A 24,524-nucleotide genomic window follows, 5' to 3' on the forward strand; every position below is an offset into this window, starting at 1 on the left:
GGCCATGGCCTCGATCGAGCGACGGGCGTCGCTCACCGGCCTCGCCCGCGCAGGGTTCTCGGATCTCTCGGGGTCGTCCGACGCCCTCGACGAGCTGGGGTCCCTGACCGGGATCGAGCGCGCGGACCTCGTGGTCGCTGCGCAGCGTGCCGCGGACCCCGACGGCGCGGTTCAGGCGTGCGTGCGGATCGGTCGGCGAGACCCTGACGCCCTACGCCATGCGCTGACGGAGGCGTCGGACGTCGTCTGGTCTCTCCTGGGAGCATCGTCCGGGTACGCAGATTTCTTCCTCCGCCATCCCGACGAACTGGCGCACCTCGTCGGCGCCGGCCGCATGCTGCCGTCGGCTCGCGCCATGCGAGAGGCCCTGCTCGAGGCCGTCGATGCGGATGCCGACGGGTTCGCCGCGGCATCCGATGAGTCCGCGTGGGTCGCTCTTCGCGTGCGATATCGGCGGATCGTCGCCCTGATCGCGGCATACGACCTCGCCGCGGACGATGCGACCCAGGTGCTCCCCGAAGTCGCTGCAGCACTCGCGGACGCCGCGGGAGCGGCACTCGATGCTTCTCTGTGCGCCGCGCGCGCCCGCGCTGCGACGGCGATGTTCCCCCGGGAGGAGGTCGCGGCGACGCGACTCTCGGTCATCGGGATGGGCAAGACCGGCGCGCGGGAACTGAACTACGTCAGTGACGTCGACGTCATCTTCGTGGCAGGCGTGGCGGAGGGTGCCGACGTCACCGAGGGGCGTGCGGTGGACATCGCGACCCGGCTCGCGACGCTCACGATGCGGGGCATCTCCGATGTGGAAGTAGAGCCGCCGCTGTGGGAGGTGGACCCGAACCTCCGTCCCGAGGGCAAGCAGGGTGCTCTCGTGCGGACGCTCGATTCGCATCTGTCGTATTACGGACGTTGGGCCAAGAGCTGGGAGTTCCAAGCCCTCCTCAAGGCGCGCCCGCTCGCGGGCGACCTCGAGCTGGGGGAGAAGTACTGCACCGCCGTCCAACCGCTCGTGTGGACGAGCAGTGCGCGGGAGAACTTCGTCGACAGCGTGCAGCGGATGCGCGAGCGGGTGACCGACCACATCCCGGCGCACGAGGTGGCGCGTCAGCTCAAGCTCGGGCCGGGCGGCATCCGGGACATCGAGTTCACGGTGCAACTGCTGCAACTCGTCCACGGCCTGTCCGATGAGGGGATTCGTCAGCAGAGCACGCTCGGGGCTCTCGTCGCGCTCGTCGGGGAGGGCTACATCGGGCGGACGGATGCCGCGGCCTTCGGCCAGCACTACCGCACCCTCCGGGTCATGGAGCACCGCCTGCAGCTGCGGCGACTGCAGCGGACCCATCTCATGCCGACCACCGATGACGAGTTGCGCGTGCTGGCACGGGCCACGAGGCTCGCGACGGATGCCGCGGGCATCGGCTCCGTCTGGGAGCGCGTGAAGCTGCAGGTGCGCGAAATCCACATCCGCCTCTTTTACCGACCGCTCCTGTCAGCTGTCGCGGCGCTTCCGGCCGAGGAGCAGGGCGCGCTGTCGTCGGCGCAGGCGCACGATCGACTGGCCGCGATCGGTTTCAGGGACCCGGCAGGCACTCTCCGCCACATCGGGGCGTTGACGAGCGGGCTCAGTCGGAAGGCGACGATCCAGCGTCACCTGATGCCGGTCATGATCCGCTGGTTCGCCGATGGGGTGGACCCCGACTACGGGATGGTGTCGTTCCGACGAATCAGCGAACGCCTCGGTGACACTCCGTGGTTCTTGCGGATGCTCCGCGACTCGTCGGGTGCTGCCGAACGACTTACTCGGGTCCTTTCGGGCTCGCGCTACGCGGCGGATCTCATGGAGTGGATTCCCGAGGCCGTGGCCTGGTTGGACTCGTCGGAACAGCTGCGGCCGAGGTCGGGTTTCGCGCTGCAGCAGGAGGCGCGCGCGATCCAGGCCCGACACGAGTCGATCAGCGACGCAATGCGTTCCGTGCGCGCGCTTCGCCGCCGAGAGCTCCTGCGGCTCGCCCTCGGGGGGCTGCTGGGCGAACTGACGATCGCTGAGCTGTCCCAGGGCCTGACCTCCATCAGCGAGGTCACGATCCAAGCGACGCTGCGCGCCGTGTGGCGCGAGGTCGTGCCGCCCGAGGACGATGCACTCGACTTCGCGGTGATCGCGATGGGACGATTCGGCGGCGCCGAGCTCGGATTCGGGTCCGATGCGGACGTGATGTACGTCTACGAGGCCAACGGTGTGCCCGCGCAGCGTGCGCAGGAACTCGCGCTGAAGATCGTGCAGGGTCTCCGTGCGCACTCCGAGGATCAGAGAGCGCCGTTCGACCTCGATGCGGGACTTCGTCCGGAGGGACGCAACGGTCCCATGGCGCGATCGCTCGACTCCTACGCCGAGTACTACCGGCGCTGGTCGCTGTCGTGGGAGGCGCAGGCTCTACTCCGCGCCCGCGGGGTCGCGGGGAGCGTCAAGCTGATCGCCCGGTTCATGGTGCTGGCGGACGACCTCCGGTATCCGCTCCATCCCGACGCGCAGGGGCTCCGTGAGATCAAGCGCATCAAGGCGCGGGTCGAGAACGAGCGCCTGCCGCAAGGTGTGGACCGCTCACGCCATCTCAAGCTCGGCCCGGGCGGGCTGAGCGACGTCGAGTGGCTCGTGCAGCTCTTGCAGCTCCAACACGGGGTGGAGATCGAGGGGCTCCGGACGACCTCGACGACGGCTGCTCTCGAGGCCGCCCGCGGCGCGGGGTTGATCCCGGATGACGCGGCCGAGAAGTTGTCCGAGGCGTGGTGGCTCGCGAGCAGGCTCCGTTCCGCCAACACGCTTCTCTCTGGCCAGACGAGCGACGTCCTTCCGAGCGATCGTGGCAAACTCGACGGCATCGGCCGACTTCTGGAGTACGAACCTCGTTGCGCCACTCAGGTGGAGGAGGATTGGCTGCGAACCGCGCGTCGAGCACGCCGCGCCTTCGAGAACCTGTTCTACGGCTGAGCGCCGACCCGACCGAAAGGCACCACCCCTATGTCCGTTGGACTGCTGGCCGTCGTCGACGACATTCTGAGCGCCGCACTCAAGGCCTCCTCGAAGACAGCCGGAGTGGTGATCGACGACGCCGCGGTCACCCCGCAGTACGTGCAGGGCGTCACGCCCGCCCGTGAGCTGCCCATCGTCGGCAAGATCGCGCTCGGCTCGCTCGTCAACAAGTTCCTCATCATCATCCCGATCGCGCTCGTGCTGACGGCGTTCGCACCGGATGTGCTGCCGTTCCTCCTCATCCTCGGTGGCGCCTTCCTCTGCTTCGAGGGCGCGGAGAAGGTGCTGGAGTGGTTCGGGTTCCACATGCACGCCGAGGAGGAGACGGAACGTGACGAGAAGAAGCTCGTCCTCGGCGCCGTCCGGACCGACCTCATCCTGTCCAGCGAGATCATGCTGATCTCCCTCGACAGTCTCGAGGAAAACCTCGGTGTGTGGCAGACGCTCGCGATCCTCGCCGTCATCGCGCTCATGATGACCCTGCTCGTGTACGGTGCGGTCGCTCTCCTGGTGAAGATCGACGACATCGGGCTGAAAATGGCGAAGAGTTCCATCAGGCGCGTCCGTCATAACGGCGCCCGCATCGTTCGGTCCATGCCCGCTGTGTTCCGGGGTATCAGCATCCTCGGCACGGTCGCGATGCTGTGGGTCGGCGGTCACCTGGTGCTCGAGAACGTGGGCAAGGTCGGTTGGCACTGGACCACCGATCTTCTGCACGGCGTGGAGCATCTCCTCGAGGCCGCCGGACCCGTCATCGTCTGGTTCGGGGAGACCCTCGTGTCCGCGATCGCAGGACTGCTCCTCGGGCTCGTCATCGTCGGGGTGATCCTCCTGATCGGGCGCCTCCGCGGCAAGAGCCGTGGGCACGCCGACGCCGACGCGGATGCCGCCAAGGGGCACTGAGCCTGTCAAGGGGGCCGTCATTGCCGGGATCGACGCGTAGCGTCCGAGCATGACGAGCCATCAGCACGACGCAGACGAGCCGACCGCGGCGACGGACACCGCCCATTCCCAGAACGATCAGATCGATCAGGACACGGCATACAGTCCCGGCAGCGAGACCGAGACGCAGCAGAAGCAGGAAGAGCGCGTCTCGGGCGACGTCGACAGCGACATCGATGAGTCGCAGGTTCAGGTTGCTCCAGGCACGGGCGGGCCCGATGACGTCGGCGAGATCGACGTCGACCCCAAGGACATCAACCTCCCGGGCTTCTGATTCCATGACGTCGAGTCGACACAGCGAGCTGTCGTCCTACGATCTCAAGTCCGTCGTCGAGCGGGCTCGGGCACAGGGCGGCGGCGAGGTCGACCGCAGTGTGCCGGCGCTCGCGTCCGCAGACCCGGACGTGTTCGCGGTAGCGCTCGCACACCTGGACGGTGCGGTCACGTCAGCCGGCGATGCCGCCGTGGCCTTCAGCCTTCAGTCCGCGGTGAAGCCGTTCCTGTTCGCCCTCGCCCTCGCCGACACGGGCGGCGATGCGATCGACCGGGTGGGCATCGAGCCGACGGGGGAGTCCTTCGACGCCATCAAGCTCGAAAGCGGAACGGGGCGACCGCCGAATCCGATGGTGAACGCGGGCGCACTTCTCACCGCCGCACTGGTCCACGGCGAGGATGTCGCTGCCCGCGATGAGCGGATCCTGCGCGGCCTGTCGGCGTTCGCCGGTCGGTCGTTGGCCGTCGATGAGGAGGTCGCACGGGACGAGCACCTCATGGGGGATCGCAATCATGCGCTCGCGCACCTGATGCGTTCCGAGGGCACCCTCGATGTCACCGCCGACGACGCCGTCGCCGTCTATGCACGTGCGTGTGCCGTCCTGGTCGACGTCGAGGCGCTGGCCATCATGGGTGCGACGCTCGCCGCCGGCGGGCGGAACCCTGTCACCGGAGAGCGCGTCGTGTCGGCGGACGTCGCCAGGGATGTCATCTCCGTCATGGCGACCTGCGGTGTGTACGACGGTTCCGGCAGATGGATGCGGAGCGTCGGCATCCCGGCCAAATCCAGCGTCTCGGGTGCCCTCGTTCTCTCGGTGCCCGGCGTCCTGGGCGCAGCGACGATCAGTCCGCCCCTCGACGAGCGGGGGACGAGCGTGCGTGGTCACGTCGCCGCAGACATCCTCAGTGTGGAGCTGGGTCTCCACGCGTTCGGTCGCCTGACCTGATCACCGACGCGGAAAGGCCCGCCGACAGGATGTCGGCGGGCCTTTCGAGGTGGTGCGGAGATCAGACTCCGAAGTACAGCTCGAATTCCTCCCGCGGTAACGGCTATGCATGGGAGATGCTGACTCCCGCGTGATCCTGCGGAAGTTGCTCACGGCTCTTGATGGTTGTTCATGGGCTCTTGCGGACGTTCTGCGGACTCGCTGCGGACTCATGACCTCTAGCTCGACTTGCGTGCGCGTTCCGCTGCCGATCGACGCCGAGTCTCAGCCGCCTTGTGACCCGCGGCAGATCGGGTCGATTGGATCCAACCGCTACCGGACTCCGCCGGCTTCACCTCGAGATCCGCGATGACTCGGGATGGAGGGAAGCGATACACCCCGCCGACTTTCATCACGGGGATATCGCCCTCGTGCACCATGCGTGCGATGGTCCTGGGGGAGACGGCGAGGATGCGCGCGATCTCCTTCATATCGACCGCCTGTTCGTGCTGACCGTCCGTCATGGTGTGAAGCTACAGGCATGCCTAGCGTGCAGAGAATAGAGTTCCCGCCGGCCCTGATGACACGGGAGCTGGCGGCCTACTACCTGTCAATGTCGCTCCGTGAGGTCGACGAGCTGCGCGCGACAGGGAAGTTGATCCCGGTGGGGGATGGTAAGCGTGTGAAGTTCGCCAAGACGGAGCTCGATCGCTACGTCGGGCAGCTTGCAGAGAGAAGTCGAACTTAGGCGAGCGACAGCCACGTCTGCTTATGCGGAGAAGACCGACGCGATGACAGCACTCAACGCGATCGTGACGAGCGATATCACGGAAACCGCTATTTGTTCGCCCTTGCTCTTCAGCGGAGTGAATACTGTGGCAGCCGTCATCACTGACACAAAGGCGAGCCCGCCAGAGAGTGCCCTCACCCCGATGTCTCCGGGAACGATCATGGCAGCCAAGAACCCGATTCCGCCGCCAATCAGAGTGGTCAGTGCAACTGGGAGCCGCTGCGGCTTTCGACTGAGGTCCCAGAGCTCCGGTGCCGGCGGAAGAAGCTCGCCGAGCGCGCGCGTGGCATCCATCCCCGCCTCGACCGCTGCGGCACCCGCGTTCGATGGGTCGTCGGAAGCCGTGTGCTCTCTATGGGCATTGAGTGCTGCCTCGAGAGTCTGAGCGTACTGATTGCTCGTCAGCCGGTATGAGGGACTTTCCATGCCGCGATGCTATCGAGCGATTCAGAGGCTGAGATGCGTTGTCCGGGCTTCGGGCCACGATTAGGGCATGGCAGAGCGGTGGCATCCCTTCATGGGCACAGTCGAGCGGCCCGCCGGCACCTGGTACCTGACAACCCGGACGGTGATCCCTACGGCCGTGTCGAGATCCGCCGGCGGGCCTAAGTCGTCTTCTATCGGTGCTGGCTTCGGGAGGTGGAGTTGAACCCGCAGCCCACTCTCCGTGCCGCTACGATGCTTGTCCACCGGGCCTACATCGCCACGCTGTCGCCTGGACCCCCGCCTGGCGGGATCTACCCTGACCTGAAGGGTGGCTCATCGGTCAGGTGAGCCGCTACGCTCGCGAAAACTGCACGAGCACACCCCGGGGGACCTCATGACCGATCAGCCGCTCTACACCTTCACGTCGCACATCGCCGGGAAGAACGCGAAAGTGAGCATTCACGCGGACCGCGTCGAGTGGGAGGTTGCTCGAGGTGTCTCCGGCGCGAAGGTCACCGCGGGTGTCTTGACGGGCGGGCTCTCCATGCTCGCCACGGGCGTGAAGAACGGCAAGGCTGGCAGCGAGATGATCCCCGTCAAGTCGATCACTTCGGTGACGACCGCGCGCGACGGGATGCTGAACTCGAAGGTGTCCGTCGTCACCGCTGGGAACACTGTCGACTTCCGGGTGTCGCACGCTGAAGCCAAGATCGTGAAGGACACCCTCACCAAGCTGATCCTCGGCGGCGCGCCGACGCCCGGACAAGCTGCTGCTGAGGCTGTTCAGGCGGCTCCTGCCGTGCCGTCCGCTCCTACGGCACCGCAGGTCGACGTTGCTGCGCAGCTCCAGCAACTCGCGGGTCTGCGGGACGCGGGGATCCTCACCGAAGAGGAGTTCACCGCGAAGAAGGCAGAACTGCTATCACGGCTGTGACACTGCCGACCTACTGGCCGGAATCCGCTAAACCGTCCCCTCTTCCGCAGGAAGCGGCCGACGGGTTAGCTTCTCCCCATGGGGAACTTCTCGGACGATCTGAACGCCGCCTTCGAGGGAATGATCGGCGAGGTAGTAGCCGACGCTGAACAGAAGCTCGGTGAGGATCTAGCGGACCGCTGCCGAGAAGCCGGCCTCGACAACGCCGATTACGCCGACATCACCATCGAGCAAGATGAGGACTCTCGCGAGTTCAATATCGACCCCGAACGTGTGCGTGCGATCGCGAATCAGATCTTGGTAGGCGATCGGTAGCAGCGACCGTCAGTTGTCGAGGGGGTGACCCCAGCCGTTGTACCGCTTCCCGTCGCGGAAGTTGATCGTGTTTGTTCGGGTTCGGTGACGAGATCTCCGCACTGCTGGTAGCTGACGTGTGGGACGAGTGCGGCCACTCACTTCGCCTACTCTCTTCCCTGTGCCTGAACCTGCCGAGACGCTCGAGTGGTGGCCCGACTATGAAGGTGCGCTGATCTGGCGAGGCGCTGAGCGTGTACCGATGAGCGAACTCGGAGTCTCCGTCGATCTCCAAGGAGAACTCACGACCTGGCTATGCGAGTACGACGACGATCTCTTGTTCGGCGAGACCCCTGAGAGTGCGAGCTGGCTCGCTGACGGGACGAGGCTCCTGCGCGCGCTTCAGGACGAACTCCGCCGCAGCTACACGGTTGAGCCGAGTGAAGACTTCTGGTTGGCAGGAGACGCCTGAGGCGCCCGATCTATCTGCGGTCGGATCGTGTGCGTGGAGTGGGAAGTGCACGGCGGACGGCGTTCCGGTGTCGCAGCCCATATGTATGATTCGGGCCATGGCAATCACAGTGCTCCTCGAGAGCAACGTCAGCGGCATCATCGAGCACGAAACCGACGAAGCGACGGAATTTCTGTCCGCGCAGGGAGTGTGGTGGAAGCGTAACCCGGAGCGTGAGACAGACGGTCGGCCGTTCTATGAGCCGTCGTCTGCGCCGTATCGGCAGCGGTCGAAGCACGAGTGGACGGCGCAGCTCGCGGAAGAGGACTCGTGCGCGATGGGCGAGGGCGCGCGGCGCGAGATGCTTGAGGAGCAGGGACATTCAGTCGATACGCGGCTGCACTGACTTGCCTCGGCGCGGGCGGACTTTCCTGGCCGTATCGTGACGAACCGGCAAGTGCTGGTGGCGACCGCGAGGACGGTGCGGCTGAGTGGGAGAGGGATTCAGCGAGCGTGAGCATTCTGATGTTCAGCCAGGACGAGAGATCTGTGATCATCGTCACCGACACTCTTGCCACGACGCCTGACCGCAGGCCATTACTCTTCCAGCCGAAGGCATGGCACTTACCCCACCTCAACATGGCGATGGCAACCACAGGAACCGCTAACCTCGGCAGCCTCTGGAGCGAGCGCATCCGATCCTCGGCTCTTGCTCGTGATGTGGGGATGCTCGACGCTGTCGCCCCCGGCGTATTGCGCGAGATTTGGGGGCAGCTGCGAGAGGAGTTCGGTGACCCTGGCTCGGCTACGATCTATCATTTTGGATTCGAGTCGGGCCGTGACGGCATCGTCCGGTACACCTATAGGTCGGTGACAGGGTTTGTCTCAGAGCGGGTGACCGAACCTGGCTTCGGCGTTCGTCCACCGCCCGAAACCTTTGAGCTCGAGGTGCCTTACACGCTCGACGAATTCATTGACCTCGCGAAGAAGGTGAGGGCGGAAAATGACGAGCGGCGCGTTGCCGTACCCGTAGGAATCGGCGGAGAGCTCCACCTCATGTTGCTTGAGGACGGGCGTTGCTCGACAAGTCGGATTTACAGATTCGAGGATTTCGAGGTGCATTTCAGGGAAATGATGCACCTCGCTCGTCAGTCCCCGCACTTTCGCACTGAATGATGGCTGCCAGACAGCCGCACTCGTCACCGGCACGCACATGGAGCCGTCCCGGGCTCGGACGACGCTGGGGGAGTGGGCCGACACCTGGCTGCAGGGGTACGAGCGGAACCTTGCCTCGACGGTCCGTCAGGCGAAGGTGCATCTGCGTGTGATCACCGCGGACCTGGGACACCGTCCCCTGGAGGCTGTGCGTCCCTCCGAGGTCAACACGTGGGTCGCATCGCTCACGGCCAGGGGGTACGCCCCCAGAGCACCACCTACGCGCTCCACAGGCGTCTCTCGCAGCTGTTCACCGACGCCGTCCACGACGGACTGATCCCGCGGTCACCGTGCTCGAGGCGGACCTCGCCGCCGGCCGCGAACCAACGCCCCTACGTCGCGACGACAGAGCAGGTGTTGGCTCTCCACGACGCCCTCCCGGCGCACTTCCGGCCGGTGGTGCTGCTCGGCGCGTTCGCTGGTCTCCGGGTTGCCGAGATCGCCGTTCTCCGCGTCAGCTATGTCGACTTCATGCGTGGCATCATCACGCCCGCGATTCAGTACCCCGCCGAGGAGCTGAAGACCGACACGTCGAAGAACCCGATCCCGATTCCGATTGAGCTCGCCGTCATGTTGAACGCGAACCCGGTGCGGTGGGGTAGCGACACCATCGTCGTCGGCGCGTTTGGGCGGCCTGTGGCGCCGTACACGATTGAGCAGGCGTTCGCGGCTGTTCGCGGTGCGATCGAGGGTCTCCCCGGGGGGTTCCGCATCCACGATCTGCGGCACTACTTCGCGAGCCTGCTCATCGCGGCCGGTCTCGACATCAAGACGGCGCAGGCCCGTCTCCGCCACGCATCCGCGAAGACGACGCTCGACACGTACGGCCACGTGTGGCCTGACCGAGACCAGTCTTCTCGGGCCGCCGTTGCAGCCGCGCTCCGGCCGTCAGTACCCGACGAGCGTCTCGACCTCGCCTAGCTCGAGACCGAACTCGATCGTCACCGAGACTCGGTGCGAGATCTTCGAGTTCGCCACCGGTGGGTCGGCGACAACGTCGAGATTGCGAACGACGCCCTTCCCGACGTCGAGCCCACGTGACTCGGTGAGCAGTGCGAGCAGTTTCTCGTCGCTGATGGGTACCTGAATCGATGCCATGCCCGGATGCTACCGACGAAAAGAGCCCGCCAGCACGAAGCTGACGGGCTCTCTCTGAGATTCTGCGGACTCCCTGCGGACTAGGCCCAGGAATTCCGCGTCATCTGGCTACACTCCGAAGTACAGCTCGAACTCGAACGGGTGCGGGCGAGCAGCGATCGGCTTGATCTCGTTCTCGATCTTGTACTCGATCCACGTCTCGATGAGCTCAGGCGTGAACACGTTGCCCCGCGTCAGGAACTCGTGGTCGGCACGCAGGGCCTCGAGCGAGTCGAGGAGCGAGTTCGGGACCTGCGGGATGTTCTTCGCTTCCTCGGGGGGCAGCTCGTACAGGTCCTTGTCGACCGGCTCGTGCGGCTCGATGCGGTTGATGATGCCGTCGAGGCCGGCCATCATCTGCGCAGCGAAGGCCAGGTACGGGTTGCCGGAGGCATCCGGTGCGCGGAACTCGATGCGCTTGGCCTTCGGGTTCGACCCGGTGATCGGGATGCGGATCGCAGCCGAACGGTTGCCGGCCGAGTACACCAGGTTGACGGGAGCCTCGTAGCCCTTGACGAGGCGCTTGTACGAGTTGATCGTCGGGTTGGTGAACGCGAGGACAGCCGGAGCGTGCGCCAGCAGACCGCCGATGTACCAGCGAGCGGTGTCGGAGAGGCCGCCGTAGCCCTTCTCGTCGTAGAAGAGGGGTTTGCCATCGAGCCAGAGCGACTGGTGGGTGTGCATACCCGAGCCGTTGTCGCCGAAGAGCGGCTTGGGCATGAAGGTCGCGACCTTGCCCCACTCTTCACAGGTGTTCTTGACGATGTACTTGAACTTCAGGATGTCGTCCGCCGAGTGCACCATCGTGTCGAAGCGGTAGTTGATCTCCTGCTGTCCGCCGGTGCCCACCTCGTGGTGCGAGCGCTCGAGGACGAAACCGGCCTCGATCAGCTTGAGGGTGATGTCGTCGCGCAGGTCAGCGGTCTTGTCGACCGGGCTGACGGGGAAGTAGCCACCCTTGTACGGCGTCTTGTTGGCGAGGTTGCCGCCCTCTTCGACACGGCCGGTGTTCCAGGCGCCTTCCTCGGAGTCGACGGAGTAGAAGCTCTGGTTCTGCTTCACCTCGTAGCGCACGTCGTCGAAGATGTAGAACTCTGCCTCGGGAGCGAAGAACGCGGTGTCGGCGATGCCGGTGGAGGCGAGATACTTCTCCGCCTTCTTGGCGACCTGGCGCGGGTCCTTGTGGTAGATCTCGCCCGTGCGCGGGTTGTAGATGTCGAAGATCATGACGAGCGTCTTCGCCTCGCGGAACTGGTCGAGGTACGCCGTCGTGACGTCCGGGATCAGCTGCATGTCCGACTCGTGGATGTTCGCGAAGCCGCGGATCGAGGAGCCGTCGAAGAGCTGGCCGACCGTGAAGAACTCCTCGTCAACGGTCGAGGCCGGGATGTTGAAGTGCTGCTGCACACCAGGGAGGTCCGTGAAACGGATGTCGAGGAACTTGACGTCCTCGTCCTTGATGAACGCCAGCACCTCGGAAGAATCTTTGAACATGGAGTCTCCAAGATCGGGTGCGATGTCGACGCCCGTCGGATCAGGCGCCCCTCGAACCTATCGAAACGCAGTTGCTCCGCAGTGTCCCCGATGTTTCGGGGATGTTACGCGACCCGGATTACCCTGAGAAGGTGACTTCGCCCCTGTACGACTATCCCGGTGAGCGACTCGGTCGTCCCGCCACCGGCCGCGGCAGCATCGGCCGACCCGGTCGTCGTATCGGGGCTCTCTTCATCGACTACGCGGCTGCGACCATCTTGGCGACGGCGTTCTTCGGTTACGACCAGTTCGCGCTGCCCGAGAAGGCGGGCGCAACCCTGTTCGCGCCGATGATCATTTTCGCCGTGTTGCAGATCCTCTTCATTCCCACGATCGGTGGAAGCCCTGGACACCGCATCCTCGGGATGCGGGTCGAACTGGCCGGCGGCGGATGGCCGGGGCTGTGGCGTCCGATCATCCGGACGGCGCTTCTGCTCGTCGTGCTGCCCGCGGTGATCTGGGATGCCGACCAGCGCGGCATCCATGACAAGGCCGCCGGAACGATCCTCGTCCGCGGCTGAGCGGGATCAGCGCGGGCGTTGCGCCCGCGCACGTGCCGGGTCGATGCCCTTGGGGATCGGCAGCGAGGTCACCGACTGCGAGACAGAATCGATCCGCTTCACGACGGCGGCGAGCGTCGTGCGATCCACGGTCTTCGGGAGTGCCTTGATGGTCTTCGCCAGCTTCGAGATGTGGACGTCGCCCTCGCCGTCGCCGATGTAGAGGACTTCGATATTGATCCCGGATGCGACGCGGGAGACCTTCTTCTTCTCGTCGTTGACGAGGCGCGTGAGGCGTCCACGTGCGCCTTCTCCGATGATGACGACACCACCTCGGCCCACCGCGCGGTAGACCGCATCCTGGGTGCGCGGGTTGACGCCCACGGGCATCTCGGAGGTGACCCAGCGGCGGCCGAGGCCGGTCGAGAGGACATGACCGGTGGCACCCGGCATCCCGTCGAGCTTCTTGTACATCACTCGGGTCGACAAACGTGTCAGCAGGATCATGGCGAGCAGGACACCCATCAGGAGGCCGCTGACACCCCAGAGGATGACGCTCCACGCCTGAACCGGCGGCACCAGGAACCCGATGCCGACGCCCACGCCGATGCCGACGAGGAGGGCCCCGATGAGAGCCCACGGCAGCCACCGGAACTCGCTCTGCGTGAACGTGTAGAGCGAGCGGATCTGCGAGAAGAATCCAGGGCGTTTCTCAGGTGCGGGACTGCGGGTTGCCATGGGATCAGCCTACCTTCGCGGGTCGTCGACTTCTTCACACCCGTGTCGAAGATGCCGACTGTCCACGGGGGCGGCGGAGGAACTCGACAGAAGGCTGGCGCCACCCACGCTGGGATCATGGACCCTGTCACCCTCGAGTCGCCTCCTGCCCTCCGTGAGCTGACGGTCGCGGAAGCCCCATTCCCTGGCGTCCTCCGCGCCGGGGAGCCCCTCACCGTCTGGGTCGACGCGGCTGACTTCGCGGCATCTCCGGCGTGGTCGGCTGCGGAGACGGACCACGTCCTCGCGCCCATAGATGCTGCCGGGACGCCGGAGGGTCCCCGCGTCGTGCTGCCGCATTGCCCCGTGCGTCTCGACGACGTCGTGGCGGATGCCGATGTGTCGCCGGGCGCGCTCGTCACCATCGCGGTGAGCGCTCTCCGGGGCGCCGCTGAGGCGGATCGTCTGGGCGCTCAGTTCGGACGCTGGTGGGTGACGACCGAGGGAAGGCCGGTGCTCGCCCTGACGGGTTCGCTCGACTGGCGGGCTGACACCGTCGGGCTGTTGCGTGGCATGGACAGCGGCAGCTCAGCGCTTCGGGCCGCGCTGGAGCGTGCCGCAGATGCGATCGACGATCCGCGCCGGCTTCGCCGCGACACGGCGGATATCGAGAACGCGCTCTTCGCGGCCGCCGACCCCGAGCCGCTTCCCACCGAGCGGAGGGAAGCGAGTTCGGCTGCTCCCGCGCGGGCACGGGCAACCGGTCCGTACGCCGCCGGACATGGGATCGCCGGAACAGTGAGAGACCTGATCGGTCGTCTCGTCGATGTCGGCATCGCCGAACGACTCAGCCGCTGCCTTGCCGTGTTCGATCGACCTGCCGGAAAGAAGCGGCGGGCACGGGAACGGACGAAGTCGAGCCGACGGCGGATCGTCTTCGTCGCCGCGGGCGCGGCGACCGCTGTCATCATCGTCGGCGCGCTGTGGCCGACTGGCGACGCCGACAAGCCTGCGGCTGCGGTGGATGCCGTCGATACAGCGTCAACCCCTGCGAGCGAGGCGACGGGTGCCGTGCCGAAGGAATCTGCGTCCGGCGAGGATGAGGGACCGGCGGAGATCGTCGGCGCTGCGCGTCTGCTGGTCGACGCATTGGGTGACTGTGCAGACGACGCATGCCGCTCGGAACTCTGGGAGGACCCAGCGGCAGCCGGGAAGCTGCCCGCGGCGGAGGGCGACTACGCGGTCGAGGTCGTCGACGAATACGGCGGTGCTGCCGCCGTCAGGATCGTCGGGAAGGACCTCACTCAAGTGTTGGTGATGGTCCGGGTGAAAGAGCGATGGCTGGTCCGCGAGGTGTACGACCTCGCGGACCAGCCATGACAGGTACTGCGGAGAGCTGGATCAGACCCCGAGCTGACCCTCGAACTGCGCCGCCTCGAGACGAGCCTTCATCGCGCTCAGGAATCGCGCGGCGTCGGCGCCGTCGACGACACGGTGGTCGTACGACAGGGCGAGGTAGACGTAGGAGCGGACGCTGATGGCGTCCTTCCCGTCGACCGACACGACGCCGGGCCGCTTGACCACGACACCGGTTCCGAGGATGGCGGACTGCGGCAGGAACACGACGGGCGTGTCGAACAGCGCGCCACGCGAACCGGTGTTGGTCAGCGTGAACGTGCCCCCGGCGAGCTCATCGGGCTTCAGCTTGTTGTTGCGCGTCCGGCCAGCGAGGTCGGCGATCTCGTGAGCGATCTGAGCGATGTTCTTGTCCCCGGCGTCACGAAGCACCGGCGTCAGAAGGCCACGCTCGGTGTCGACGGCGATCGACAGGTTTTCGCTCGCCGGGTAGACGATCTGGTCACCGTCCACCGTCGAGTTGATGACGGGGTACGTCTTCAACGCCTCGGCGGCAGCAAGAGCGAAGAACGGCAGGAACGACAGCTTGTCGCCGGTCTTCTCGTGGAAGGACGCCTTCACGGAGTCGCGGTAGTTCGCGAGCTTCGTGACATCGACCTCGACGACCGTCGTGAGCTGAGCGGTCTGCTGCATCGACTCGACGGCGCGGCTCGCCAACACCTTGCGCAGACGCGACATCGGCTGCGTCGTGCCACGGAGCGGCGAGACCTCGACGGCTGCCGGCGCGGGCGCTGCGGCCGCGGCCGGAGCAGCTTCTGCCTGGGGTGCCTCGGCGGCCTTCAGGACGTCTTCCTTGCGGATACGACCGCCGACGCCACTGCCCGTGATCGCCGACAGGTCGACGTTGTGCTGCTGCGCGAGCTTGCGCACCAGCGGGGTGACGTACGTCACGCCGTCCTCGGCCGGTGCGGCCTCCGCGGGTGCGGCAGCCTGGGGTGCAGCGGGCTTCGGCTCTTCGGCCTTGGGGGCCGCCGGCTCGGCGGGCTGGGGCTCCTGGGCCTTCGGAGCCTCGGGCTCAGGTGCCTTCTCCTCGGCGGGCGCGGCCGGGGCGGGCTCAGCGGGAGCGGCGGGGGCGCCGGAGCCCACGCGGGCGAGAACGGCTCCGACCTCGACGGTCTCGTCCTCCTGGACGAGGATCTCGGTCAGGGTGCCCGCGATGGGCGACGGGATCTCGGTGTCGACCTTGTCGGTCGAGATCTCGAGAAGCGGCTCGTCGACTGCGACATCGTCACCGACCTGCTTGAGCCACCGCGTGACGGTGCCCTCGGTGACGCTCTCGCCCAGTTCGGGGAGGACGATGTCCTTGGCGTCACCGGATGCTGCGGCTGCGGGGGCCGATTCGGCCGGTGCCTCCTGCGGAGCGGGCTCCTCAGCGGCGGGCTCTGCAGCGGCGGGAGCCTCTGCAGCGGGCTCTTCGGCGGCGGGTGCGGACTCGGCGGGTGCGGACGATCCGTCACCGATCTTCGCCAGGACGGCGCCGATCTCGACGGTCTCGTCCTCGTCCACGAGGATCTCTTCGATGACGCCGCTGACGGGCGAGGGGATCTCCGTGTCGACCTTGTCGGTCGAGATCTCGAGGAGACCTTCGTCGGCCTGGACCGAATCACCGACCTTCTTGAGCCAGCGGGTGACCGTTCCCTCAGTGACGCTCTCACCGAGCGCGGGGAGGACCACGGATGTGCTCATGACTGTGTCTCCTTCAAGAAAAAGCGATGTGCTGTCTAGCTTAGTGTCGCGGTTGCGACGCGGTCAGATGGTATGGAGGGGCTTGCCTGCGAGAGCGAGGAACGCCTCGCCCAGAGCTTCGCTCTGCGTCGGGTGTGCGTGGACGAACGGTGCGATGTCCTCGGGGTGGGCTTCCCACCCGATGGCGAGTTGGCCCTCCGTGATCAGTTCGCCGACGCGGTCGCCGACGAGGTGGACGCCCACGACGGGGCCGTCCGCGATCCGCACGACCTTGGCGAAGCCGGCTGTGCCGAGGATCTCGCTTTTGGCGTTGCCCGCCAGGTTGAACTCGAAGGACACCACGCGGTCGCCGTGGGCTTCGCGCGCCTGGGCTTCGGTCAGTCCGACGGAGGCGACCTCGGGGTGCGAGTAGGACACGCGGGGGATCGTGGACTCGGGCACGGGGATGGGCGACAGGCCCGCGATCCGCTCGGCGACGAAGATCCCCTGCTGGAAGCTCCGATGCGCGAGCTGAAGCCCCGGCACGATGTCACCGACCGCCCAGACATGCGGTGCGGTGGTCTGCAGGTCTGCGTCGACGACCACGAAGCCGCGGTCCCGCGTGACGCCCGCCTCGTCGAAGCCCAGCCCCTCGGTCACGGGTCCTCGACCAACCGCGACGAGAACGAAATCGGCCTCGACGGTGCGTCCGTCCGACAGGCTGACGGAAACGCCGTCTTCCCGCTCGGAGACGCCCTCGCACCTCGTCGAGAGCGCCGACTGGATGCCGCGCTTGCGATACGCCCGCTCCAGAGCCTTGCTCGACGCGGCGTCCTCCGCGGGAAGGAGGCGATCCAGCGCCTCGACGATGAGGACTTCGCTGCCGAGGGAGCGCCATGCGCTGGCGAACTCGACGCCGATCACCCCACCGCCGAGGACCACGACCGACGACGGGATGACGTCGAGCGTGAGCGCAGTCTCACTCGTGAGCACACGGGGTCCCGCCTCGATGCCGGGCAAGGATCGCGTCTGAGAGCCGGTCGCGAGCACGACATCAGCGCCGACGTACTCGTCGTCGCCGACGAGTACGGTCCGATCCGGGCCCAGTCGGCCTGCGCCGCCGACCACGGTGATCCCGCGCGTCGACAGCAGACTCTGCAGGCCGCGGTACTTCTTCGCGACGATGCCTTCGCGGTACGCCGTCATGCGTGCGGTGTCGAAGCCCGTCAGCGCGGCGTCGATACCGACCGACGCGGCTTCCCGCACGTGATCGGCGATCTCTGCCGTGTGGAGGAGCGCCTTGGTCGGGACGCATCCGCGGTGCAGACAGGTGCCGCCGACCTTGTCCTTCTCGACGAGGGCGACCGTCTTGCCGAGCTCGGTCGCGCGGATCGCTGCCGCATATCCGCCGCTGCCGCCACCCAGGACGACGACGTCGAACTCGTGACGGGTCATCGGGTCTCCGCCTCGAGGAAGGCGAGGAGCGAGCGGACGGCAGCGGCCGTCGGCCCCTTGTCGGTCGGCCCGAACGGCGACGATTTGTTCTCACCACTGCCGGCGATGTCGAGGTGCACCCACGGGATGCGGGGAGCGTCGGCATCCGCTGTCGTCCGCCCGACGAAGCGTCGGAGGAACAGTCCCGCGAACATCGTGCCGCCGGCGGGGTCGCCGACCTTGGCATTGCGAAGATCGGCGATGGGGGAGTCGAGTTCGTCCTCCATGTGATCGGGGAGGGGCAGCTGCCACGCGGCTTCACCCACGGATGCCGCGGCCTCGAGATAACGCGCGACGGTCGCGTCGTCTCCCATGACGCCCGTATGGCGGTTACCCAAAGCCACGATGACGGCGCCCGTCAGGGTCGCGACGTCGATGATCACGTCGGGACGGGTGCGGCTCGCCGCCACCAGTCCGTCGGCGAGGACGAGACGGCCCTCGGCATCCGTGTTGAGGACCTCCACGCTCGTGCCGTCGAGCATACGGAGGACGTCACCGGGACGGGTGGCGCGGCCGGACGGCATGTTGTCGGCGATGCAGAGCCAGGCCGTGACGGCGACGGGAAGTTCACGCTGGGCAGCCGCGCGAACCACGGCGAGCGCCGTGGCTGCGCCGGCCATGTCGAACTTCATCCCGATCATGGATGCCGGGGGCTTCAGCGACAGTCCGCCGGTGTCGAACGTGATGCCCTTTCCGACGACGGCGATGTGCCGTGCGGCGTCGGCGGGGGAGTAGGTGAGGCGAACGAGGCGCGGGGGGCGGTCCGAGCCCTTGCCGACACCGAGGATGCCGCCGTAGCCCTGGGCCGCGAGTTCGGTCTCGTCGAGCACCTCGACGTCGATGGCGAGTCCGGCGACGGCTTCTATCGCGCTCTCGGCGAGGTCTGCCGGGCCCAGCCACTCCGCGGGGATGTTGACGAGGTCCTTCACGAGGGCGACGGCAGACCCGGTGATGTCGATGGCGCGCAGCTCCTGCTCGTCGACGTCGGACGCCAGGTGCAGGGTCACCTGCGTCGCGCGCGTCTTGGCGGAATCGCCCGTCTTGTAGTCCTCGAAGCGGTACCCACCGAGCACGGCGCCCTCAGCAGCCGCGCGCCACTCACCCTCGGCGTGCGGCACGGCGACGGCGAGGCGCGCGAAGCCCGTGGTCGTGCGGACGGCGGCACCGACGGCATCCCGGATGGCGTTCGCAGACGGCGCCGCGCCGGTACCGACGACGAACAGGGGACGATCCGTCGAGGTGGGGGCGAACACTCGGACGGTGGTTCCCGCCGCTCCGGTGAAGCCGACACCGCGGAGGACGTCCTCGACCCCCGGCCACTCCGTGAGGACCGTGGTCGCCTCGTCGAGCGGCGGAAGGGCCAAAACGATTGCGTCGGCGCTGCCGTCGCGTGCGGGGGAGGTGGACACGGTCAGCTCGGGGTACGGCATGCTCTCCATCCTATGGAGAGAGGCGTTCGCTCAGAGCGGGACGGCTGGCGCGCCGAGCCCTCCGGTGCTGCTTCTACAGTGGAAGGATGCCCCTGTCTGGTCCCCTCTACGAGCGCATCACGACTGCGCCGCCCGTTCCGGCGGGCCTGCCTCTGGTCGTCGCGTTGACCGGCTTCACGGATGCCGGGTCCGCCGTCTCGCGCGTCGTCGACCACCTGCACACCGAGCACGACCCCGCACCGGTCGTCACTTTCAACCCCGATGTGCTCTTCGACTACCGCGCTCGGCGGCCGATCATCACGTTCGACGGCGATCACCTCACCGACTATCAGGCGCCGAGGCTCGACCTCGCGCTCGTGCACGACACGCTCGGCCAGCCCTTCGTCCTGCTCTCGGGATACGAGCCGGACTTCGCCTGGGAGGCCTTCGTCGACACGGTCGTCGGGCTCGCCGAGGGGCTGCAGGTCCGTTCGGTGACGTGGGTGCACGCGATCCCGATGCCCGTTCCGCACACCCGACCGCTCGGGACGACCGTGAGTGGCAACCGCGCCGATCTCACCGAGGCGCACTCCGTGTGGAAGCCGCGCACTCAGGTGCCGTCGACGGCCGGTCACCTCCTCGAATACCGGTTGGCGGATGCCGGCGTCTCGGTCTCCGGCTTCGCCCTTCTCATCCCGCACTACCTTGCGGAGACGGACTTCCCGGCCGCGGCGATCGCGGCCCTCGACAGCGTGTCCGTGGCCACGGGTCTCGTGTTCGACAGCGACACGCTGCGCGAGGAGAACCGGGAGTACCTGGAAAAGGTCGACGGTCAGGTCACGGCCAGCGACGAGCTCACGGCGATGTTGACGAACCTCGAGACCCGGTACGACGCGTACATGGCCGGTTCCACCCAGGCTCAGCCGATCCTCCATACGGGGGATCTTCCGTCTGCTGATGAGCTGGCGGCGGAGCTGGAGCGGTTCCTGGCCAATCGACCGTCCGGTGATGACGACCGCCGTCCTGGTCTCGGCTGAGGTCCCCGCTCTCGTTCTCCCACACGCCCCCGCCGGGGGAATGCGCATACCGTTTTCGGTGTTGACACGGGTACGTCCTTCATGCATCCGACACGTGTGAGAGAATGGACGAAATGACCCATTGTTCGGTCCGAGGGGTTGCCGCTGTGCGACTCTGCGGGACTTGACAAGGGTCTTACTAGTGTCCGAAACCCGGCGGAGTGCCGTCGGTGAAAGGCGAGACGTGACTTCGAGCACGAGGACCACCCGTACACGAGCGGCCGACACGGTCGACGAGACCGAAGCTGTCGAGCCCGCGGCGACCACCACCCCCGCGAAGAAGGCTCCGGCTCGCAAGGCCGCTGCGAAGAAGCCGGCCGCGACGAAGGCGTCCCCGGCGAAGGCGCGCGCCGCCAAGAAGTCTGACGATGACGAGGAAGATGCGGAGGTCGACGAGGTCGAACTCGACACCGACGCCGCAGACGACACGTCTGACGAAGCCAAGAAGGATGCCGACAAGGCGGACGGTGACGACGAGGACGAGCCCGCCAAGCCGGCGTTCACTGAGCCGCTTCCGACCGGCGCGATCGTCATCTCCTCGTCCGACGACGACGAGGTTCCCGTCTACTCCACCCAGATCACGGGTGCGACGGCGGACCCGGTCAAGGACTATCTGAAGCAGATCGGTAAGGTGCCGCTGCTGAACGCGGCCGAAGAGGTCGAGCTCGCGATGCGTATCGAGGCGGGTCTGTTCGCCGAAGAGAAGCTCTCGCACATGACCGCGGCCGAGAAGTCGGCGCAGTTGGGTCTCGACCTGCAGTGGGTCGCCCGCGACGGTCAGCGTGCCAAGAGCCACCTGCTCGGGGCGAACCTCCGCCTCGTCGTCTCGCTCGCCAAGCGTTACACCGGTCGCGGCATGCAGTTCCTGGACCTCATCCAGGAGGGCAACCTCGGCCTCATCCGTGCCGTCGAGAAGTTCGACTACACCAAGGGCTTCAAGTTCTCGACCTACGCCACCTGGTGGATCCGTCAGGCGATCACGCGAGCCATGGCCGACCAGGCGCGCACGATCCGCATCCCGGTCCACATGGTCGAGGTCATCAACAAGCTCGCCCGTGTGCAGCGGCAGATGCTGCAGGACCTGGGTCGCGAACCCACTCCTGAAGAGCTCAGCCGCGAGCTGGACATGACGCCCGAGAAGGTCATCGAGGTCCAGAAGTACGGCCGCGAGCCGATCTCCCTGCACACCCCGCTCGGCGAGGACGGCGACAGCGAGTTCGGTGACCTCATCGAGGACACCGAAGCAGTCGTGCCCGCGGACGCCGTCGGCTTCACGATGCTGCAGCGTCAGCTGGAGTCGCTGCTCGACTCGCTCAGCGAGCGCGAGGCGGGCGTCATCCGGATGCGTTTCGGCCTCGGCGATGGTCAGCCCAAGACGCTCGACCAGATCGGCGACACGTTCGGCGTGACGCGTGAGCGGATCCGTCAGATCGAGTCCAAGACGATGGCGAAGCTGCGACACCCGTCACGCTCGCAGTCGCTCCGGGACTACCTCGAATGAGCGACGCCGCGAACGAGGGCAAGGAGCTCACGCGAGCGGTCGATGGCGCGACGTACGCCCGGATCCCGATCCGGACGCACGTCGTCATGCCGGGTGAGGACATCGACGAGATCGTCGCGACCTACGCCTCGGCGGAACTCCAGCCCGGTGACCTGCTGTTCGTGACCGAGAAGATCGTCGCGATCACTCAGGGTCGCTCGTATCTGGTCGAGGACATCACGCCGCGCCCGCTCGCCCGATTCCTGTCGCGCTACGTCGTGAAGACGAAGTACGGCATTGGTCTCGGCATGCCCGAGACGATGGAAATGGCCCTGCGCGAGTGCGGGACGCCCCGCATCGTGTTCGCCGCCGGTGTCGCCGCCGTCACGAAGCTCTTCGGCCGCCGGGGCGACTTCTACCGGATCGCAGGCGACAAGGCGCGCTCGATCGACGGGCCCACGCCGCACACGATCCCGCCGTACAACAAGGCGGTCGTTCTCGGACCGAAGGACCCGGACGGGGTCGCGTCCCGGCTGAAGCAGAAGCTGGGCGGTGCGAACGAGGTCGCCGTCGTCGACATCAACGACATCGGCGGCAACATCCTCGGGTCGACGCTCGACAAGGCGGGGGAGCAGCGGCTCGTCCGCATCCTCTCGGACAACCCGCTCGGTCAGGGCCACCAGTCCACCCCGCTCGGCATCATCCGTTCTTCGAAGGTCTGACCATGAGCGCCGTGAACAGGCTCTACCGACGCGCCCGCTTCTTCGTGCGCCGGGTCGTGAACTTCGACAGCGACCGCGTTCTCCAGTTCGCCCGGCAGTCGGCACGGCTGTCGAAGGCGCCCCTGTGGTGGGTCGTCGCCGACATGATCTGGTGTTCTGTGCGGTACGAGGTGACCTTCGAGAACTATTCGGAGTGGGACTTCCGGATCCTCAAGGGACGCGAGCGCAAGACGTACATGACCGATCCGAAGTCGTTCCATCTGTCGCGCCGTCTGAACGACAATGCGCAGCGCGCGATCTTCGACGACAAGCTCGAGTTCGCGACGCGGTTCGGTCCCGAACTGGGCCGCGAGTGGATCGACCTCGACAAGACGGATGCCGCGACCTTCACCGCTTTCATCGGACGCCATCCGCGCATCATCGCGAAGAACCCCGGCGGCGTCGGTGGGAACGGCATCACGCTGGTGGACTCCGCGGCGATCGCCGATCCCGCGGCCTTCCGGGAGCAGTTGCTCGCCGACCGCCAGACGCTCGTCGAAGAAGTCCTGGTCCAGCATCCCGACATGGCCGGCCTCTACCCCAAGAGCGTCAATTCGCTCCGCATGGTGTCGTACCTCGACCCCGACGGTGAGGTTCACGTGCTCGCAGGCGTCTTGAAGATCGGCAACGGCGGCGTCATCGACAACTTCAGCAACGGCGGCATGTACACGATGCTCGACGAGCACGGTCGCGCGATCCATGCGGCCAGCGACGAGGAGGGGCGCCCGTTCGCGGAACACCCCGCCACGGGAACGCCCATCACGGGCTTCCAAGTCCCGCTCTACGACGAGGTGCTCTCGCTCGTCGACCGCCTCGCGCGACGCGTGCCGGCCTTCCCCTACATCGGGTGGGACATCGCCATCACGCCCGAAGGTCCCGTCGTGATCGAAGGCAACCACAACTCCGGTGTATTCCAGTCGAAGCCGTCGGTCTCCGGCATCCGTCGGGGCCTTTTGCCTCGATACCGCGCCGCGATGCGCTTCTGACCGACCCGAAAGCGAAGGGACCGCCATGCGCCGCATCCGCGTCCGCCTGCAGTACCTCATCCGACGTGCGCGAAAGATCCGGCCGGGCAATCTCGTCGAGTTCGCGCGAACGGTGCAGCGGGTCTCGAAAGCCCCGCTGCCGGTGATCGTGCTCGACATGCTGTGGTGCTCCGTGCGCTACGACATGGCCTTCCGCGACTACGCGGTGTGGGACATCCGTCTGCTGAACGCGCAGGAGCGGAAGACGTGGATGACGCACCCGAAGTCTTTCCGCATCACGAAGATGTACAACACGCCCGAGGGTCGTTCGAAGCTCGAGGACAAGCGCCGGTTCGCCCGCGAGTACGCCGATCTCCTCGGCCGAGAGACCATCGACCTCCGCGACGTGGATGACGCGGAACTCGCCGATTTCCTCGCGCGGCATCCGCGCGTCCTCGCGAAGCCCAACGAGGGCCAGGGCGGCGGCGGCATCGACCTCCACGACGTGGGTCCCGATGTCGACGCCGCGGCGTTCCGTTCGGAGGTCACCGCGAAGGGCCAGACCGTCCTCGACGAGTTCATCGTGCAGCACCCGGAGATGTCGGCCCTGTACCCGGACGCCGTCAACACCGTTCGGCTGATCACGTTCCTCGACGGCGAGGATCGCGTGCACCTCCTCGCGGCGGTCCTGCGCATCGGCAACGGCGACGTCATCGACAACTTCGCGTCGGGCGGCATGTTCACGATGCTCGACGACGAGGGCGTCGCGCTCTATCCCGGGGTGGACAAGAACAGCAACGTCTACCGGGAGCATCCGGTGACGGGGACTTCGATCGTCGGGTTCCGGGTACCGCAGTACGACCGTGTCCTCGATCTGGTCGCATCCCTCGCCCGACGCACGCCGGAGGCGCCGTACGTCGGGTGGGACATCGCGATCACTCCGAACGGTCCCGTGGTGATCGAGGGAAACCACAACTCGAGCGTCTTTCAGCCGAAGCCGTCCGCATCGGGCGTTCGCACCGGCCTCTTGCCCGTCTACCAGGCGGCGGTCGGCTTCTGATCTGCACCCGCCGGCACGCGAAGGGCCCCCTG

The 24,524-nt window shown here is 66.7% G+C and carries 25 protein-coding genes; 18 read left to right on the forward strand and 7 right to left on the reverse strand.

The window, feature by feature from the left end:
* Positions 1 to 4: 4 nt before the first annotated feature.
* The 5 genes from ABQ271_RS06675 to ABQ271_RS06695 all read left to right on the forward strand — a co-directional run bounded on the left by ABQ271_RS06675 (position 5) and on the right by ABQ271_RS06695 (position 5,917).
* A complete protein-coding gene (locus ABQ271_RS06675; RefSeq protein WP_349310689.1) occupies positions 5 to 2,986 on the forward strand; it encodes a bifunctional [glutamine synthetase] adenylyltransferase/[glutamine synthetase]-adenylyl-L-tyrosine phosphorylase in 2,982 nt (993 codons plus the stop codon).
* Between the two features lie 30 nt (positions 2,987 to 3,016).
* Positions 3,017 to 3,931: a DUF808 domain-containing protein gene (locus ABQ271_RS06680; RefSeq protein ID WP_349310690.1), complete on the forward strand. Its 915-nt coding sequence runs from the start codon at positions 3,017 to 3,019 to the stop codon at positions 3,929 to 3,931.
* Positions 3,932 to 3,980: 49 nt separating this feature from the next.
* Positions 3,981 to 4,244: a hypothetical protein gene (locus ABQ271_RS06685; RefSeq protein WP_349310691.1), complete on the forward strand. Its 264-nt coding sequence runs from the start codon at positions 3,981 to 3,983 to the stop codon at positions 4,242 to 4,244.
* A gap of 4 nt (positions 4,245 to 4,248) precedes the next feature.
* On the forward strand, positions 4,249 to 5,190 hold the full coding sequence (gene glsA / locus ABQ271_RS06690) for a glutaminase A (protein ID WP_349310692.1): 942 nt from the start codon (positions 4,249 to 4,251) through the stop codon (positions 5,188 to 5,190).
* A 520-nt stretch (positions 5,191 to 5,710) separates the two neighbouring features.
* The gene (locus ABQ271_RS06695; RefSeq protein ID WP_349310693.1) at positions 5,711 to 5,917 is read left to right on the forward strand and encodes a hypothetical protein; all 207 of its coding nucleotides are present in this window, start codon (positions 5,711 to 5,713) and stop codon (positions 5,915 to 5,917) included.
* Positions 5,918 to 5,938: 21 nt separating this feature from the next.
* On the opposite strand, the gene ABQ271_RS06700 is transcribed toward ABQ271_RS06695, so the two are convergent.
* Complete coding sequence (locus ABQ271_RS06700) at positions 5,939 to 6,385, reverse strand: hypothetical protein (RefSeq protein WP_349310694.1); 447 nt, start codon at positions 6,383 to 6,385, stop codon at positions 5,939 to 5,941.
* Positions 6,386 to 6,779: 394 nt separating this feature from the next.
* Here ABQ271_RS06700 and ABQ271_RS06705 point away from each other — a divergent pair, with 394 nt between their 5' ends.
* The 6 genes from ABQ271_RS06705 to ABQ271_RS06730 all read left to right on the forward strand — a co-directional run bounded on the left by ABQ271_RS06705 (position 6,780) and on the right by ABQ271_RS06730 (position 10,200).
* Positions 6,780 to 7,319: an SHOCT domain-containing protein gene (locus ABQ271_RS06705; protein ID WP_349310695.1), complete on the forward strand. Its 540-nt coding sequence runs from the start codon at positions 6,780 to 6,782 to the stop codon at positions 7,317 to 7,319.
* A 78-nt stretch (positions 7,320 to 7,397) separates the two neighbouring features.
* Complete coding sequence (locus ABQ271_RS06710) at positions 7,398 to 7,634, forward strand: hypothetical protein (RefSeq protein ID WP_349310696.1); 237 nt, start codon at positions 7,398 to 7,400, stop codon at positions 7,632 to 7,634.
* 160 nt (positions 7,635 to 7,794) lie between these two features.
* A complete protein-coding gene (locus tag ABQ271_RS06715; protein WP_349310697.1) occupies positions 7,795 to 8,085 on the forward strand; it encodes a hypothetical protein in 291 nt (96 codons plus the stop codon).
* Positions 8,086 to 8,182: 97 nt separating this feature from the next.
* Positions 8,183 to 8,470, forward strand: a complete 288-nt coding sequence (locus tag ABQ271_RS06720) for a hypothetical protein (RefSeq protein WP_349310698.1) — start codon at positions 8,183 to 8,185, stop codon at positions 8,468 to 8,470.
* Positions 8,471 to 8,577: 107 nt separating this feature from the next.
* Positions 8,578 to 9,240, forward strand: coding sequence for a hypothetical protein (locus ABQ271_RS06725; protein ID WP_349310699.1), 663 nt, complete (start codon positions 8,578 to 8,580; stop codon positions 9,238 to 9,240).
* Positions 9,241 to 9,450: 210 nt separating this feature from the next.
* A complete protein-coding gene (locus ABQ271_RS06730; RefSeq protein ID WP_349310700.1) occupies positions 9,451 to 10,200 on the forward strand; it encodes a site-specific integrase in 750 nt (249 codons plus the stop codon).
* Here ABQ271_RS06730 and ABQ271_RS06735 read toward each other — a convergent pair.
* On the reverse strand, positions 10,168 to 10,377 hold the full coding sequence (locus ABQ271_RS06735) for a hypothetical protein (RefSeq protein WP_349310701.1): 210 nt from the start codon (positions 10,375 to 10,377) through the stop codon (positions 10,168 to 10,170). The genes ABQ271_RS06730 and ABQ271_RS06735 overlap by 33 nt on opposite strands.
* Positions 10,378 to 10,485: 108 nt before the next feature.
* On the reverse strand, positions 10,486 to 11,910 hold the full coding sequence (gene glnA, locus ABQ271_RS06740; RefSeq protein WP_349310702.1) for a type I glutamate--ammonia ligase: 1,425 nt from the start codon (positions 11,908 to 11,910) through the stop codon (positions 10,486 to 10,488).
* A 101-nt stretch (positions 11,911 to 12,011) separates the two neighbouring features.
* On the opposite strand from glnA, the gene ABQ271_RS06745 reads away from it, so the two are divergent.
* Positions 12,012 to 12,470, forward strand: coding sequence for an RDD family protein (locus tag ABQ271_RS06745; protein ID WP_349310703.1), 459 nt, complete (start codon positions 12,012 to 12,014; stop codon positions 12,468 to 12,470).
* A 6-nt stretch (positions 12,471 to 12,476) separates the two neighbouring features.
* On the opposite strand, the gene ABQ271_RS06750 is transcribed toward ABQ271_RS06745, so the two are convergent.
* Positions 12,477 to 13,187: a DUF4191 domain-containing protein gene (locus tag ABQ271_RS06750; protein WP_349310704.1), complete on the reverse strand. Its 711-nt coding sequence runs from the start codon at positions 13,185 to 13,187 to the stop codon at positions 12,477 to 12,479.
* 117 nt (positions 13,188 to 13,304) lie between these two features.
* Between ABQ271_RS06750 and ABQ271_RS06755 the strand changes: the two genes are divergently transcribed.
* Positions 13,305 to 14,546, forward strand: coding sequence for a hypothetical protein (locus tag ABQ271_RS06755; RefSeq protein WP_349310705.1), 1,242 nt, complete (start codon positions 13,305 to 13,307; stop codon positions 14,544 to 14,546).
* 21 nt (positions 14,547 to 14,567) lie between these two features.
* On the opposite strand, the gene sucB is transcribed toward ABQ271_RS06755, so the two are convergent.
* The 3 genes from sucB to ABQ271_RS06770 form a co-directional block, all read right to left on the reverse strand.
* Positions 14,568 to 16,268, reverse strand: coding sequence for a 2-oxoglutarate dehydrogenase, E2 component, dihydrolipoamide succinyltransferase (gene sucB / locus ABQ271_RS06760; RefSeq protein ID WP_349310706.1), 1,701 nt, complete (start codon positions 16,266 to 16,268; stop codon positions 14,568 to 14,570).
* 63 nt (positions 16,269 to 16,331) lie between these two features.
* Positions 16,332 to 17,702, reverse strand: a complete 1,371-nt coding sequence (gene lpdA / locus ABQ271_RS06765) for a dihydrolipoyl dehydrogenase (RefSeq protein ID WP_349310707.1) — start codon at positions 17,700 to 17,702, stop codon at positions 16,332 to 16,334.
* Positions 17,699 to 19,171 (reverse strand): leucyl aminopeptidase, encoded by a 1,473-nt coding sequence (locus tag ABQ271_RS06770; RefSeq protein WP_349310708.1) that lies wholly within the window; start codon positions 19,169 to 19,171, stop codon positions 17,699 to 17,701. The genes lpdA and ABQ271_RS06770 overlap by 4 nt, the downstream gene beginning before the upstream one ends.
* A gap of 86 nt (positions 19,172 to 19,257) precedes the next feature.
* On the opposite strand from ABQ271_RS06770, the gene ABQ271_RS06775 reads away from it, so the two are divergent.
* From ABQ271_RS06775 to ABQ271_RS06795, 5 genes are all read left to right on the forward strand, one after another.
* Positions 19,258 to 20,187 (forward strand): PAC2 family protein, encoded by a 930-nt coding sequence (locus ABQ271_RS06775; protein WP_349310709.1) that lies wholly within the window; start codon positions 19,258 to 19,260, stop codon positions 20,185 to 20,187.
* A gap of 223 nt (positions 20,188 to 20,410) precedes the next feature.
* A complete protein-coding gene (locus ABQ271_RS06780) occupies positions 20,411 to 21,727 on the forward strand; it encodes an RNA polymerase sigma factor (protein ID WP_349310710.1) in 1,317 nt (438 codons plus the stop codon).
* The gene (locus tag ABQ271_RS06785; RefSeq protein WP_349310711.1) at positions 21,724 to 22,428 is read left to right on the forward strand and encodes a coenzyme F420-0:L-glutamate ligase; all 705 of its coding nucleotides are present in this window, start codon (positions 21,724 to 21,726) and stop codon (positions 22,426 to 22,428) included. Before ABQ271_RS06780 ends, ABQ271_RS06785 begins: the two co-directional genes overlap by 4 nt.
* 2 nt (positions 22,429 to 22,430) lie before the next feature.
* Positions 22,431 to 23,453: a sugar-transfer associated ATP-grasp domain-containing protein gene (locus ABQ271_RS06790; RefSeq protein ID WP_349310712.1), complete on the forward strand. Its 1,023-nt coding sequence runs from the start codon at positions 22,431 to 22,433 to the stop codon at positions 23,451 to 23,453.
* A 25-nt stretch (positions 23,454 to 23,478) separates the two neighbouring features.
* On the forward strand, positions 23,479 to 24,492 hold the full coding sequence (locus ABQ271_RS06795; RefSeq protein ID WP_349310713.1) for a sugar-transfer associated ATP-grasp domain-containing protein: 1,014 nt from the start codon (positions 23,479 to 23,481) through the stop codon (positions 24,490 to 24,492).
* Positions 24,493 to 24,524 lie beyond the last annotated feature (32 nt).

The organism is Microbacterium sp. MM2322 (assembly GCF_964186585.1).
GTDB lineage: Bacteria > Actinomycetota > Actinomycetes > Actinomycetales > Microbacteriaceae > Microbacterium.